Here is a 14,077-nt window from a genome sequence, read left to right on the forward strand (position 1 = left end):
GGTACCCAGATAACGGAGAGGTCACAACTCCCTCCGGCGGGCCTCAGTCCTTGCCACCCACCTGGTCGATGACGGCGTCCGCAACCTCGCGCATCGTGAGGCGACGGTCCATCGAGGTCTTCTGGATCCAACGGAACGACTCAGGCTCCGACAGGCCCATCTTGCTCATCAGGAGGCCCTTGGCGCGGTCGACGCGCTTGCGCGTCTCGAAGCGCTCCGTGAGGTCTGCGACCTCGGCCGACAGCGCGGTGATCTGGGCGTAGCGGGAGATCGCGATCTCCACCGCGGGCAGCAGGTCCGCGGGGCTGAACGGCTTGACGACGTACGCCATCGCGCCAGCGTCACGAGCGCGCTCCACCAGCTCGGTCTGGGAGAACGCCGTCAGCAGCACGACGGGCGCGACGTGAGCCTTGCCGATCCGCTCGGCGGCGGAGATGCCGTCCAGCTCTGGCATCTTCACATCCATGACCACGACATCGGGCTTGTGCTCGATGGCGAGCGCGACGGCAGTCTCACCATCACCAGCCTCTCCGACGACCTCGTAGCCGGCCTCGCGGAGCGTCTCGACGACGTCCATGCGGATCAGCGCCTCGTCCTCGGCGACCACGGCGCGGCGCACCTTGGACGGGGTAGCGGCAGGCGCCTCCTGCTCGGGGGCCGTCAGGGGCGGCAGGTCGAGCTGGAGGGGTTCACGGGTGGTCTCGTCGTTGTCGGTCACAGGGTCATCCTAGTTGCTCGTGCTGGTAGGACCACGCATCCCGGTGCGTGATCGTGAGGACATGCTCGTACGGCGTGCGAGCCGTCGCGCTGCGGTGATGCGGACTTCGACGCGCACGTGTGGTTCCATAGTGGGCGCGGCCCCGGTAGCCCAACCGGCAGAGGCGTTCGGCTCAAACCCGATCCAGTGTGGGTTCGAATCCCACCCGGGGCACCGCAGCACGAGAGATGCCCCCCGACCGAGCGGTCGGGGGGCATCTCTCGTCATCCGGTCAGGCGATGCGGCCGTTGGCCTCGTCGCCGATCTTGTGAACGGTGATCGAGTTGGTCGAGCCGACGACCCCGACAGGCGCGCCTGCCACGACGACGACGTAGTCGCCGACCTCGCCCAGGCCCTTGCTGCGCAGGGTCTGGTCGACGAGGTTGACCATGCCGTCGGTGTCCTTGACGGAGTCGACGAGCTCAGCGTGGACGCCCCAGCTCAGCGCGAGCACGTTGCGGACCGAGGGGTCCGGCGTGAAGGCGACCAGCGGGATGGGCGAGCGCAGACGTGACATGCGGCGAGCAGAGTCACCGGACTGCGTGAATGTCGCGAGGTACTTGACCCCGAGCGTCTCGCCGATCTCGGCAGCGGCACGCGTGATGGCGCCACCGCGGGTGCCCGGCGTGGAGCCGAGCGGCGCGATGCGCTCGCGACCGAGCTCCTCGGTGCTCTCGATGATGCGGGCCATGGTGCGGACGGCCTCGATCGGGTAGTCACCGACGGACGTCTCACCCGACAGCATGACCGCGTCGGCACCGTCGAGGACGGCGTTCGCGCAGTCGGAGGCCTCGGCGCGCGTCGGACGCGGCGCCGAGATCATCGACTCGAGAACCTGCGTCGCCACGATGACGGGCTTCGCGTTGCGGCGAGCGAGCTCGACCGCGCGCTTCTGGACGAGCGGGACCTGCTCGAGCGGGAGCTCGACACCCAGGTCGCCACGCGCCACCATGATGCCGTCGAACGCGTCCACGATCTCGGCGAGGTTCTCGACAGCCTGGGGCTTCTCGACCTTGGCGATGACGGGGAGGATGCGGCCCTCCTCCTCCATGATCCGGCGGACGTCGTTGTAGTCGGCGGCCGAACGGACGAACGAGAGGGCGATGATGTCGGCGCCCAGGCGGATCGCCCAGCGCAGGTCGGTCTCGTCCTTGTCGGACATCGCGGGGACCGAGACGGCCACGCCGGGGAGGTTGAGGCCCTTGTTGTTGGAGACGGGACCAGCAACCTCGACACGGGTGACGACGCGCGGGCCGTCGACCTCGATGATGCGGACGAGGACACGGCCGTCGTCGATCAGGATCGGGTCGCCCACGCGGGCGTCGTTCGGCAGACCCTTGTGGGTCGTGCCGCACAGCTCCTTGGTACCCACGACGTCGTCGGTCGTGATGGTGAAGATGTCACCCTCGTCGAGCCAGTACTTCTCGTCCTTCTCGAACTTGCCGAGGCGGATCTTGGGGCCCTGGAGGTCGACCAGGATGGCGACGGGCCGGTTCGCCGTAGCAGCGGCGGCACGCACGTTGTGGAAGACGAGCTCGTGCTCGTCGGGAGCTCCGTGGCTCCGGTTGATCCGGGCGACATCCATGCCTGCGTCGACCAGATTCTGAATCTGCTCGGCCGAGGCGGTCGCGGGTCCGATGGTGCAAACGATTTTTGCTCTGCGCATGGCTCCAGCCTAGTTCACTTGCGAAGGACGAATGGTAGGACGATGGTCAGGCCGCGGCGACGCCGCAAGCCACTACGGCCTGAGCGCGACGGCGCTCGCCGGGATCGGGGCAGGCAGCTCCGTGGCGCCCTGCAGGAAGGCGTCGACCGACGCAGCGACGGACCGGCCCTCGGCGATCGCCCAGACGATGAGCGACTGGCCGCGGCCCGCGTCCCCGGCGACGAACACACCGGGGATCGACGTCGCGTAGGAGTCGTCGCGAGCGACCACGCCGCGCCCGGTCAGGTCCGCCCCCGTCTGCTCGGTGAGCGCAGCCGTCTCCGGCCCTGTGAAGCCCATCGAGATCAGGACGAGGTCGGCAGGAACGATCCGCTCGGTCCCGGGGGTCGGCACGCGCCGGCCGTCCGGGAGGTACTCGGTCGTCGCGAGCACGAGGTGCGTCACGCGCCCCTCGTCGTCACCGCGGAACTCGACGGTCGACGCCAGGAAGGTGCGCTCGCCGCCCTCCTCGTGAGAGCTGGACACCTCGAAGAGCGTCGGGGTCGTGGGCCAGGGCTGGTTCGCCGGACGCTCGGTCGGCGGCTGCTTGCCGATCGCGAGGGTCGTGACCGACGCGGCACGCTGACGCAGGGCCGTTCCGAGGCAGTCCGAACCCGTGTCGCCACCACCGATGATGACGACGTGCTTGTCCTTCGCGCTGATCGGGTCCTCGACCGTCCCGCCGGCAGCGAGGCGGTTGCCCTGGACCAGGTACTCCATCGCGAAGTGCACACCCTCGAGCTCGCGGCCGGGGATCGGCAGCTCGCGCGGGACCGTCGCGCCGGTCGCGACGACCACCGCGTCGTACCGGGTGCGCAGCTCGGCCCACGTCATGTCGACGCCGACCTCGACGCCCGTGCGGAAACGAGTCCCCTCAGCGCGCATCTGCTCGACGCGGCGGTCGATGTGCCGCTTCTCGAGCTTGAAGTCGGGCACTCCGTACCGCAGCAGGCCGCCGATCGCGTCGTCTCGCTCGAGCACGACGACCGTGTGGCCAGCACGCGTGAGCTGCTGGGCAGCCGCGAGGCCAGCAGGCCCGGAGCCGACGACGGCGACCGTGTGGCCGGTCAGACGCTGGGGCACGACGGGCTCCACGAGACCGCGCGCGAACGCCTCGTCGATGATCGAGACCTCGACGCTCTTGATCGTCACCGCGGGCTGGTTGATGCCCAGGACGCACGCAGACTCGCACGGAGCCGGGCAGATGCGCCCGGTGAACTCCGGGAAGTTGTTCGTGGCGTGCAGACGCTCGGCCGCGTCGCGGTACTGGCCGCGACGCACGAGGTCGTTCCACTCCGGGATCAGGTTGCCGAGGGGACAGCCCGTGTGGCAGAACGGGATGCCGCAGTCCATGCAGCGACCCGCCTGCCTCTTGAGCATCTGCTGGTCCTCCGGGTTCATCGCCCGGTACTCGTGCACCTCGCGCCAGTCCATCAGACGGACGGGTACAGCGCGGTCGGCCGGGAGCTGACGCTCCCGCACCTTCAGGAATCCGCGTGGGTCAGCCACGGGCCACCTCCAGGATGTGGTCCCAGACGCCAGGGGCGCCCGGGTCGAGCCCGACGGACTCGGCCTGCGCCAGGGCGCTGCGCACCCGGGCGAACTCGGTCGGAAGGATGCGCGTGAACCGCGCTCGTGCGGCCGGGAGGTCCGCGAGGAGCTCAGCGGCGACCGGGGAGCCGGTCTCGTCGAGGTGCTTGCGCAGGAGCTGCTCGACGAGAGCGGCGTCCTCGTCGTCGAGAGCAGAGAGCTGCAGCTCGTCAGAGGCGAGCGCCGCACGGTTGATCGAGCTGCGCCGGAGGTCGAGCACGTAGGCGGTGCCGCCCGACATGCCCGCGCCGACGTTGCGTCCCGTGGGCCCGAGGACCAGCACGGTGCCGCCCGTCATGTACTCGCACGCGTGGTCGCCCACACCCTCGGTGACGAGGGTCGCACCCGAGTTGCGCACACCGAAGCGCTCGCCGACGAGCCCGCGCAGGAAGATCTCCCCCGACGTCGCGCCATAGCCGATCACGTTGCCCGCGATGACGTTCGCGCTGCCGCCGAGCACGGCCGTCCGGTCGGGCCGGACGACGATGCGGCCGCCCGAGAGCCCCTTGCCCACGTAGTCGTTCGCGTCGCCGAACAGGCGCAAGGTCACGCCGCGCGGGATGAACGCACCGAGCGACTGCCCGGCCGAGCCCGTGAGCGTGACGTCGATCGTGTCGTCCGGCAGGCCGGCGCCCTTGTAGCGCTTGGTGACCTCGTGCCCGAGCATCGTGCCGATCGTGCGGTTGACGTTGCGGACCGACACCTCGATCTTGACGGGGATCGCGTCCTCGAGCGCGCCGCGCGCCTTCTCGATCAGGACGTTGTCGAGCGCACGGTCGAGCCCGTGGTCCTGCGTCGTCGTGCAGCGCAAGGACGCCCCCTCGACGGGCCTCGGCACCTCGAGCACGGGGCCGAGGTCGAGACCGGCTGCCTTCCAGTGGTTGACTGCCTTGCGCGTGTCGAGGGCCTGGACCTGCCCGACAGCCTCCTCGATCGAGCGGAAGCCGAGCGCCGCAAGGTGCTCGCGCACCTCCTGCGCGATGAACTCGAAGAAGTTGATGACGAACTCAGGCTTCCCGGTGAACCGCGCGCGCAGCTCGGGGTTCTGGGTGGCGACACCCACGGGACACGTGTCGAGGTGGCAGACCCGCATCATGACGCAGCCAGAGACGACCATCGGGGCGGTCGCGAACCCGAACTCCTCCGCGCCGAGGAGCGCCGCCACGACGACGTCGCGCCCCGTCTTGAGCTGCCCGTCGACCTGGACGACGATCCTGTCGCGCAGGTTGTTGAGCACGAGAGTCTGCTGCGTCTCCGCGAGCCCGATCTCCCACGGCGTGCCCGCATGCTTGAGCGACGTCAGCGGGCTCGCGCCCGTCCCTCCGTCGTGGCCCGAGATGAGCACGACGTCGGCGTGCGCCTTCGAGACACCCGTCGCCACGGTGCCGACGCCGAACTCCGACACGAGCTTGACGTGGATGCGAGCCGAGGGGTTGGCATTCTTCGCGTCGTGGATCAGCTGCGCAAGGTCCTCGATCGAGTAGATGTCGTGGTGCGGAGGCGGCGAGATGAGCCCGACGCCGGGCGTCGAGTGACGCGTCTTCGCGACCCACGGGTACACCTTGTGACCGGGCAGCTGACCGCCCTCGCCGGGCTTGGCGCCCTGGGCGAGCTTGATCTGGATGTCGTCGGCGAACGTCAGGTACTCCGACGTCACGCCAAAACGTCCGGACGCGATCTGCTTGACCTTGCTGCGTCGGCGCGGGTCGTGCAGACGCTCCGGGTCCTCGCCGCCCTCGCCCGTGTTGGACCGGCCGCCGAGCGCGTTCATCGCGATCGCGAGCGTCTCGTGCGTCTCCTGCGAGATCGATCCGTAGGACATGGCGCCCGTGTTGAACCGCTTGACGATCTCGCTGACCGGCTCGACCTCGTCCAGCGGGACGGGTTCGCGGTCCGGCGCGAAGGTCAGCAGGCCGCGCAGCGTCATGAGACGCTCCGCCTGGTCGTCGACGCGACGCGTGTACTCGCGGAAGACGTCGAACTGGCGCGTGCGCGTCGAGTGCTGCAGGCGGAAGACCGTCTCCGGGTCGAAGAGGTGCTCCTCACCGTCGCGGCGCCACTGGTACTCGCCACCGGTCGCGAGGTTCTCGTGCGCGAGCGGGTTGCCCGACGCCGGGTAGGCGTCCTGGTGCCGCTGCGCGACCTCGGCCGCGACGGTGTCGATGCCGATGCCGCCGAGCCGCGACGTCGTGCCGGTGAAGTACCGGTCGACGAGCTCGTGAGCGAGGCCCACGGCCTCGAACGTCTGCGCGCCACGGTAGGACGAGATGGTCGAGATGCCCATCTTGCTCATGACCTTCAGGACACCCTTGCCGAGCGCCTTGATGACGTTCGCGACGGCCTTCTGCGGCGTGACGTCGATGAAGCCGTCCTCGGCGAGCCGCTCGACCGTCTCCATCGCGAGGTACGGGTTGACCGCTGCCGCACCGAAACCGATCAGGAGCGCGACGTGGTGCACCTCGCGGACGTCGCCGGCCTCGACCACGAGCGAGACCTGCGTACGCGTGCGGCGTCGCAGCAGGTGGTGGTGGACCGCGGACGTCAGCAGCAGCGACGGGATCGCCGCCATGTGCGCGTTGCCGTCCCGGTCGGACAGCACGATGAAGTTCGCACCCTCCGCGATCGCGTCGTCGATCTGGTCGAAGATCTCCTCGAGGCGCTCCTCGAGAGCAGGTCCGCCACCGTCGACGCGGTAGAGACCGCGCACACGCTCCGCCTTGAAGACGCCAGCGAGCTTCGGGTCACGGTCGATGCGGACGATCTTCGCGAGCTGGTCGTTGTCGATCACGGGGAACGGCAGGATGAGCTTGCGCGCGTGCTCCGGGATCTCCGCGAGCAGGTTGGGCTCGGGGCCGATCGCACCCGCGATCGACGTCACGAGCTCCTCACGGATCGCGTCGAGCGGCGGGTTCGTCACCTGCGCGAACATCTGGGTGAAGTAGTCGAACAGGAGGCGCGGCCGCTTCGACAGCACGGCGACGGGAGTGTCGGAGCCCATCGCGCCGAGGGGCTCGGCGCCGCTCTCGCCCATCGGGGCGAGGATGACCCTGACCTCTTCCTGCGTGAAGCCGAACGCGCGCTGGCGACGCAGCACGGAGGCCGGGCTGTGGGCGACGTGCTCGCGGTCCGGGAGCTGGTCGAGGTAGACCTCGTTCTCCTTGACCCACTGCGCGTACGGGTGCGCAGCAGCAAGCTGGGCCTTGATCTCCTCGTCCTCGATGATCCGGCCCGCCCCCGTGTCGACGAGGAACATCTTGCCCGGCTCGAGCCGACCCTTGCGGACCACCGTCGACGGGTCGATGTCGAGCACGCCCGCCTCGGAGGCGAGCACGACGAGCCCGTCCTCGGTCACCCAGAAACGGCCCGGGCGCAGGCCGTTCCGGTCGAGGACCGCACCGATGAGCGTGCCGTCCGTGAAGTTGAGGTTCGCCGGACCGTCCCACGCCTCGATGAGGTTCGCGTGATAGTCGTAGAAGGCCCGACGATCCGGGTCCATGTCCTCGCTGTTCTCCCACGCCTCGGGGATCATCATCATCACGGCGTGCGGGAGCGAGCGACCGCCGAGGTGCAGGAGCTCGAGCACCTCGTCGAAGCTCGCCGAGTCGCTCGACCCGGGCGAGCACACCGGCATCAACGGGGCAAGGTCACCCAGGAGGTCGCTCTCGAGCGTGCCCTGGCGCGCCGCCATCCAGTTGCGGTTACCGCGGACCGTGTTGATCTCGCCGTTGTGCGCCACGAGACGGAACGGCTGCGCGAGCGGCCACGAGGGGAACGTGTTCGTCGAGAAGCGCGAGTGCACGAGCGCGAGCTCGCTCGCGTAGCGCGGGTCGGAGAGGTCCGGGAAGAACGGCTCGAGCTGCGCCGTCGTCAGCATCCCCTTGTACGTGAGCGTGCGGGACGAGAGCGAGGCGAAGAAGACGCCGAGCTCGTTCTCCGCGCGCTTGCGCAGCCGGTAGGTGAGGCGGTCGAGGTCGATCCCCGCGACGTCGCGGCCGGGAGCAGCGACGACGATCTGGCGGAACGACGGCATCGAAGCGCGCGCCGTAGGCCCGACGAGGTCGGCTGTGACAGGCACGTCGCGCCACGCGAGGACGTCCAGACGCTCCTCGGCGGCGATGCTCTCGATCGCGGCGGCGGCCGCGTCGGCCTCGGCAGCGTCCTTCGGGAGGAACGCGATGCCGACGGCGTAGCGCCCGGCCGCGGGAAGCTCGACGTGGATGACGTCGCGCAGGAAGGCGTCGGGAATCTGCGTGAGGATCCCCGCACCGTCGCCGCTGTTCTCCTCCGCACCGACCGCACCGCGGTGGTCGAGGTTGAGCAGCGCCGTCAGGCCTGCGTCGACGATGTCCCGTCCGGGCGTGCCCCGCAGGGTCGCCACGAAGGCGACACCGCACGCGTCGTGCTCCGCCGCCGGGTCGTAGAGCCCCTGGGCGGCGGGAGGTGCGCCCCAGATGCCTTGCGGGCCTCGGGTAAGCGACCTGTTCATGTACACCGTCCTCACTGTTGACCAGGTCAGGAGGTGGGGGTGACCTGGTCGTGTCTCATTCGGGGGAAGAATGGGACGCCCTCGGCCCTTGGCGGGCCAATGTTACTCGTCCTTGACGGTGCGAGAGCGCCGGCTCCGCGCGCTGGGCGCTGGGTCGGTGCAGGGCGTCGCTGATGACGCAGGTCACGGAAGACCTGTGTCGGCCCCCGCATTGTCCTCGCGCTGCGCTCGACGCGCGCTCGTGTCGTGCGCCGCGTCGGCGTCACTGCGTCCGGTCGGGGCTGAGGTCGGGATGACGTCCTCCGCCTCGCCGGGTGCGACGCCTCGTGCGGCGTCGTCGTCATCGTCGTCGTTCTCGACGCCGGGCACGGCCAGGTCGGCCGTGAGATCCGTGGGGGCCCCCGGGCCCGTGGGGGTGTCTGAACCGTCTTCGTCCACCGAGGCCTGCGCCGCACCGTCGCGGCGAGGGTCGTCGGGATCGAGGTAGACGGTCGCAGGGCGGCCCGGGCGGGTACGCCCGAGCAGGACGAACGCGGCGAGAGCCACGACGAAGAGCGCGATCGAGGTCCAGACGTTCAGGCGCAGCCCGAGGACGAGCTGCGCATCGTCGATACGGAGCGCCTCGATCCACACACGTCCGAGCGTGTAGAGCGTCACGTAGCCCCAGAACGCGCGGCCGTGCCCGAGCTTCATGCGGCGGTCCACGACGATCAGGAGCGCGGCAGCGGCGAGGTTCCACAGGAGCTCGTACAGGAACGTCGGGTGGAACAGGGTGCCGGCCGGGAAGTCACCGACGCGCGCGGCGACCGCGGGGTCGATCTCGAGCCCCCACGGCAGCGTCGTCGGCGACCCGAAGAGCTCTTGGTTGAACCAGTTGCCCAGCCGACCGATCGCTTGCGCGACGAGGAGCCCGGGCGCGACGGCGTCCGCGAACGACGAGAAGCTGACGCGCTCACGGCGCGCGCCGATCCATGCGCCGACCGCACCGAGTGCGATCGCGCCCCAGATGCCGAGCCCGCCCTGCCAGATGTACAGCGCCGACACCGGGTCTCCCCCAGCACCGAAGTACGCGTCCGGGGAGGAGATGACGTGATAGAGCCGCCCACCGACGATGCCGAACGGCACCGCCCAGTAGACGATCGTCAGGACCTCGTCGGGGTGGCCGCCACGCTCGACCCAGCGCCTGTTGGTGAGGGCGACGGCGACGAAGATGCCGACGATGATCGCCAGGGCGTACGCGCGCAGCGGGAAGGGCCCGAGGTGCCACACCGACTGTGACGGGCTCGGGATCGACGCGACGACGGACGCGAGGGCGATGCTCACACCTGGCTCCCGGGCGGCGCACCGTGGCCCGCACCCAGGGACCGGGCCGTACGGACACCCTCGGCCAGCCCGCGCGCGACAGCACCCATAGCCTCGAGACGCTCGTCGAACGAGCCGTCACCGAGGAGCGGGCGCACAAAAGCGGAACCGACGATCACGCCATCAGCGTACCGGGCGACCTGCGCCGCCTGGTCGGGGCGCGACACGCCGAGGCCGACGCAGACGCGCTCTGCACCTGCGGCGCGCGTCCGCTCGACGAGCTCTTCCGCGTGCGAGCCGAGCGTCGCGCGCTCGCCCGTCACGCCCATCGTCGACGCCGCGTACACAAAACCGCGCGAGGCGGCTGCCGTGAGGGCGAGGCGCTCGTCGGTCGAGCTCGGCGCGACGAGGAACACCTTGTCGAGGTCGTGCGCGTCCGCGGCGGCGATCCACTCGCCGGCCTCGTCGGGGATCAGGTCGGGAGTGATGAGCCCCGCCCCGCCCGCGGCGGCGAGATCGCGGGCGAACGCGTCGACGCCGTAGCGCAAGACCGGGTTGAAGTACGTCATCGACAAGACCGGGACGCCGCGAGACGCCGCCGCCTCCACGACCGGGAAGAGGTCCCGGACGCGGGCGCCGGCCAGCAGGGCCTGCGTGACCGCGTGCTGGATCGTCTCGCCGTCCATCACGGGGTCCGAGTAGGGCAGCCCGAGCTCGAGGATGTCGACGCCGTTGTCCACGAGGGTGTGCACGGCGCGGACCGACTCGGCGACCGTGGGGAAGCCCACGGGCAGATAAGCGACGAGCGCCGCGCGCCCCTCGGCGCGGACCTGGTCGATGCGGTCTGCGGTGGCGCTCATGCGTCCCCTCCCTCGGCAGTCAGGTCGGCGTCAGCGTCGAGCAGGTCGAACCAGCGCGCGGCGGTACCGACATCCTTGTCGCCGCGGCCGGACAGGCTCACGAGAAGGATGGCGTCGGTCGTGCCCGCGGCCGCGAGCTCGCGGCCGATGCGCATCGTGCCCGCGAGGGCGTGCGCCGACTCGATCGCCGGGATGATCCCCTCCGTGCGCGAGAGGAGGCGCAGCGCCTCCATCGCCTCGGCGTCCGTGACCGGCTGGTACTCCGCGCGGCCGATCGATGCGAGGTACGAGTGCTCCGGTCCGACGCCCGGGTAGTCCAGGCCCGCGGAGATCGAGTGGCTCTCCCGCGTCTGACCGTCCTCGTCCTGGAGCAAGAACGATCGCGCGCCGTGCAGCACGCCCGGGGCGCCGCCCGTGATGGACGACGCGTGACGTCCGGTCTCGACGCCGTCTCCCCCCGCCTCGAAGCCCACGAGACGCACGGACTCGTCGTCGAGGAACGCGTCGAACATGCCGATCGCGTTCGACCCGCCGCCGACGCACGCGGTCACGACGTCGGGCAGGCGCCCGGCGAGGTCGAGGACCTGCTGGCGGGCCTCGACCGAGATGATGCGCTGGAAGTCGCGGACCATCGCGGGGAACGGGTGCGGTCCAGCAGCGGTACCGAAGATGTAGTTCGTGGACTCGACGTTGGTCACCCAGTCGCGCAGCGCCTCGTTGATCGCGTCCTTGAGCGTCGCCGACCCGCTCGCGACCGGGATGACCTCGGCTCCGAGCAGACGCATGCGGGCGACGTTGAGCGCCTGCCGCCGCGTGTCCTCCTCGCCCATGTAGACGACGCACTCGAGGTCGAACAGCGCCGCCGCCGTCGCGGTCGCGACACCGTGCTGGCCTGCACCGGTCTCGGCGATCACGCGCTTCTTGCCGATCCGCTTCGTCAGGAGCGCCTGACCGAGCACGTTGTTGATCTTGTGCGATCCCGTGTGGTTGAGGTCCTCGCGCTTGAGGATCACGCGCTGCCCACCTGCGTGCTCCGCGAAGCGCGGCACCTCGGTGATGATGCTCGGGCGACCGGAGTACGAGCGGTGCAGCTCGGTGAGCTCCGCGGCGAACGCAGGGTCCGCCTTCGCCTGCGTGTACGCCAGGTCGAGCTCGTCGAGCGCAGCGATCAACGCCTCGGGGACCCAGCGGCCGCCGAACTCCCCGAAATAGGGGCCAGGCAGGCTCTGCAGGGACTTCTCCACGGCGTTCTCCTCACGTGCGTGGCGCGGGCGCGCGCCGGGCGTTCGACCCCGCTGTCGCGGGTGGTTCAGGTGCAGTCAGCGACCGGTGCTAGTGCCGGACCGCTCGCAGCGACGGGTGCGCACCGGCCGCGACGAGCGCCGCGACCGAGGCCCGGGGTGACGCGTCCGTCACGAGAGCCTCGCCCACCAGGACGGCGTCCGCGCCGGACCTCGCGTAGTCCATCACGTCGTGCGGTCCGCGGACGCCGGACTCCGCCACGCGGACGATCCCGTCAGGGACGGCGGGTGCGAGCCGCGCGAACGTCGTCCGGTCGACGTCGAGCGTCTTGAGGTTGCGGGCGTTGACACCGATCACCCGGGCTCCGGCGTCAACTGCACGGGCGACCTCGTCGACCGTGTGGACCTCGACCAGTGCGGTCATCCCGAGCGAGTGCACACGCTCGACGAGCGACTCCAGGACCGTCTGCTCGAGAGCCGCGACGATCAGGAGCACCATGTCGGCGCCGTACGCCCTGGCCTCCCACACCTGGTACGGCGTCACGACGAAGTCCTTGCGCAGGACCGGGACGTCGACGCGCGCGCGGACCGCGGCGAGGTCCTCGAGCGAGCCCTTGAAGCGCCGCTGCTCCGTGAGCACCGAGATGGCCGACGCGCCGCCAGCCTCGTACTCGGACGCGAGCGCGGCAGGGTCGGCGATCGACGCGAGCTCACCCTTGGACGGGCTCGACCGCTTGACCTCGCTGATGACGGACACGGCGTCCTCGAGGCGGAGCCGCGGCACGCAGTCGATCGCGCCGGGCATGCGCGCGGCGCGCTCCTTCAGGTCGTCGAGGCTGGTCAGCGACTGCCGCACCGCCAGGTCCTCGCAGACCCCCGCGACGATGTCCTCCAGCACGGTCCGCTCCTGTGCGGGCATCTGGTCCACCCCTCCCCGACGTCTGTCCCTCGTGTGATGACCGTCCCATCGTAGGCGGGTCCCGAAGGGCCCTTGACCACCGTCCGACAGGCGGGAAGCACACGCACGACGTGCGGCGACCCGCCGCAGCTCACGACGCTGCGGCGAGCGCGGGGACGAGGTTGCGCAGGACCGAGTAGACGATCAGCACGGCGCCGGTCACGAGCGGGAGGGGTGTCGATCCCAGGACCCGTCCCGCAACCTCACCGCGCCACGCCCTGCGCGCCCACGCGACCCAGAGCGCGACGAGCAGGGGGACAGCCACGACCCATAACGGGTTGAGCGCCCAGGCGCCCGCGATATCGCCGTGCGCGAGGTCGTGGGTCGCTCGGAGCGCACCGCACGCCGCGCACTGCAGCCCCGTCAGCGCGAGGAGGGGACACATCCCGTAGGAGCCGGGGACGTGCGGGGACCGCGTCGCCAGGAGCGTCGTGCCGACGATCGCGGCGCCGGCGATGCCGACGGGCGTGGCGACCCGGCGCAACCGCCCCGCCGCCTGCGGACGCGCGGTCGCGCCGGGAGCGGATGCTCCCGGCGCAGCAGCGATGTCAGACAGCATTCCTCGTGATCTCGGTCTCCCAGCCGGTGTTCCAGCCATCCATGAAGGCGTCCCAGCCGCCGAGCGCGGCGACGAACACGAAGAACAGGACGATGCCGAGGACCGTCAGCACGGTGAGGACGATGTTGAGGATCCAGCCAGTCGTGGCGAGCCCTCCGTTGTCGGCGCGCCCTTCGTTCGCTGCACGGCGGCCCTTCGCCCCGAGCACGATCCCGACGATCGCCGCCGGGAAGCACCCCGTGAAGAAGGTCGCGATCGCGAGCACGAGCGACCAGACGCCGAGCTGGTTGCCCGAGCGGTCAGGCATGGCGCCGTAGGCGGGGTACGGCTGGCCGGGGTACGGCTGTCCGTAGGGCTGCTGTGCACCGTGCTGAGGCTGCTGCGCGCCGTAGGGAGCCTGCTGGCTGCCGTAAGGAGCCTGCTGCCCGTAGGGCTGCTGCGGCGCGCCGTACGGCGGCTGGCCGGGTGCGGCTCCCTGGTCCGCAGGTGGCACGTACCCGCCGTAGGGCGAGACGTTCGAGCTGCTCGGTGCGGACCCCGGAGTCGGGGCGCCGCCCGACGGCGAGCTGCTCGACGGGGTCGCGTAAGGGTCGTCCGAGGACGGTCGGTTGTCGGACAC

Annotated in this window: 10 protein-coding genes and 1 tRNA gene; 1 reads left to right on the forward strand and 10 read right to left on the reverse strand. The window is 70.5% G+C overall.

Annotation, left to right across the window (positions count from 1 at the left end; translation table 11 throughout):
• Positions 1 to 43: 43 nt before the first annotated feature.
• Positions 44 to 718 (reverse strand): ANTAR domain-containing response regulator, encoded by a 675-nt coding sequence (locus tag AC4F3Q_RS07370; RefSeq protein ID WP_098456990.1) that lies wholly within the window; start codon positions 716 to 718, stop codon positions 44 to 46.
• Between the two features lie 139 nt (positions 719 to 857).
• Between AC4F3Q_RS07370 and AC4F3Q_RS07375 the strand changes: the two genes are divergently transcribed.
• Positions 858 to 931, forward strand: a tRNA-Leu gene (locus AC4F3Q_RS07375).
• 58 nt (positions 932 to 989) lie between these two features.
• Here the strand turns inward: AC4F3Q_RS07375 and pyk are convergent.
• The 9 genes from pyk to AC4F3Q_RS07420 form a co-directional block, all read right to left on the reverse strand.
• On the reverse strand, positions 990 to 2,423 hold the full coding sequence (gene pyk / locus AC4F3Q_RS07380; RefSeq protein WP_168447472.1) for a pyruvate kinase: 1,434 nt from the start codon (positions 2,421 to 2,423) through the stop codon (positions 990 to 992).
• 72 nt (positions 2,424 to 2,495) lie between these two features.
• The gene (locus tag AC4F3Q_RS07385; protein ID WP_491039392.1) at positions 2,496 to 3,971 is read right to left on the reverse strand and encodes a glutamate synthase subunit beta; all 1,476 of its coding nucleotides are present in this window, start codon (positions 3,969 to 3,971) and stop codon (positions 2,496 to 2,498) included.
• Complete coding sequence (gene gltB / locus AC4F3Q_RS07390; protein ID WP_491039393.1) at positions 3,964 to 8,538, reverse strand: glutamate synthase large subunit; 4,575 nt, start codon at positions 8,536 to 8,538, stop codon at positions 3,964 to 3,966. The genes AC4F3Q_RS07385 and gltB overlap by 8 nt, the downstream gene beginning before the upstream one ends.
• Positions 8,539 to 8,721: 183 nt before the next feature.
• A complete protein-coding gene (gene lgt, locus AC4F3Q_RS07395) occupies positions 8,722 to 9,861 on the reverse strand; it encodes a prolipoprotein diacylglyceryl transferase (protein WP_491039394.1) in 1,140 nt (379 codons plus the stop codon).
• A complete protein-coding gene (trpA, locus tag AC4F3Q_RS07400) occupies positions 9,858 to 10,700 on the reverse strand; it encodes a tryptophan synthase subunit alpha (RefSeq protein WP_491039395.1) in 843 nt (280 codons plus the stop codon). Before trpA ends, lgt begins: the two co-directional genes overlap by 4 nt.
• A complete protein-coding gene (gene trpB / locus AC4F3Q_RS07405) occupies positions 10,697 to 11,944 on the reverse strand; it encodes a tryptophan synthase subunit beta (RefSeq protein WP_491039396.1) in 1,248 nt (415 codons plus the stop codon). Before trpB ends, trpA begins: the two co-directional genes overlap by 4 nt.
• 88 nt (positions 11,945 to 12,032) lie before the next feature.
• Complete coding sequence (gene trpC / locus AC4F3Q_RS07410; protein ID WP_491039397.1) at positions 12,033 to 12,860, reverse strand: indole-3-glycerol phosphate synthase TrpC; 828 nt, start codon at positions 12,858 to 12,860, stop codon at positions 12,033 to 12,035.
• Between the two features lie 130 nt (positions 12,861 to 12,990).
• Complete coding sequence (locus AC4F3Q_RS07415) at positions 12,991 to 13,458, reverse strand: DUF2752 domain-containing protein (RefSeq protein WP_491039398.1); 468 nt, start codon at positions 13,456 to 13,458, stop codon at positions 12,991 to 12,993.
• Positions 13,448 to 14,077 (reverse strand): DUF4190 domain-containing protein, encoded by a 630-nt coding sequence (locus AC4F3Q_RS07420; RefSeq protein WP_491039399.1) that lies wholly within the window; start codon positions 14,075 to 14,077, stop codon positions 13,448 to 13,450. The genes AC4F3Q_RS07415 and AC4F3Q_RS07420 overlap by 11 nt, the downstream gene beginning before the upstream one ends.

The organism is Flavimobilis sp. BM9, assembly GCF_058313055.1.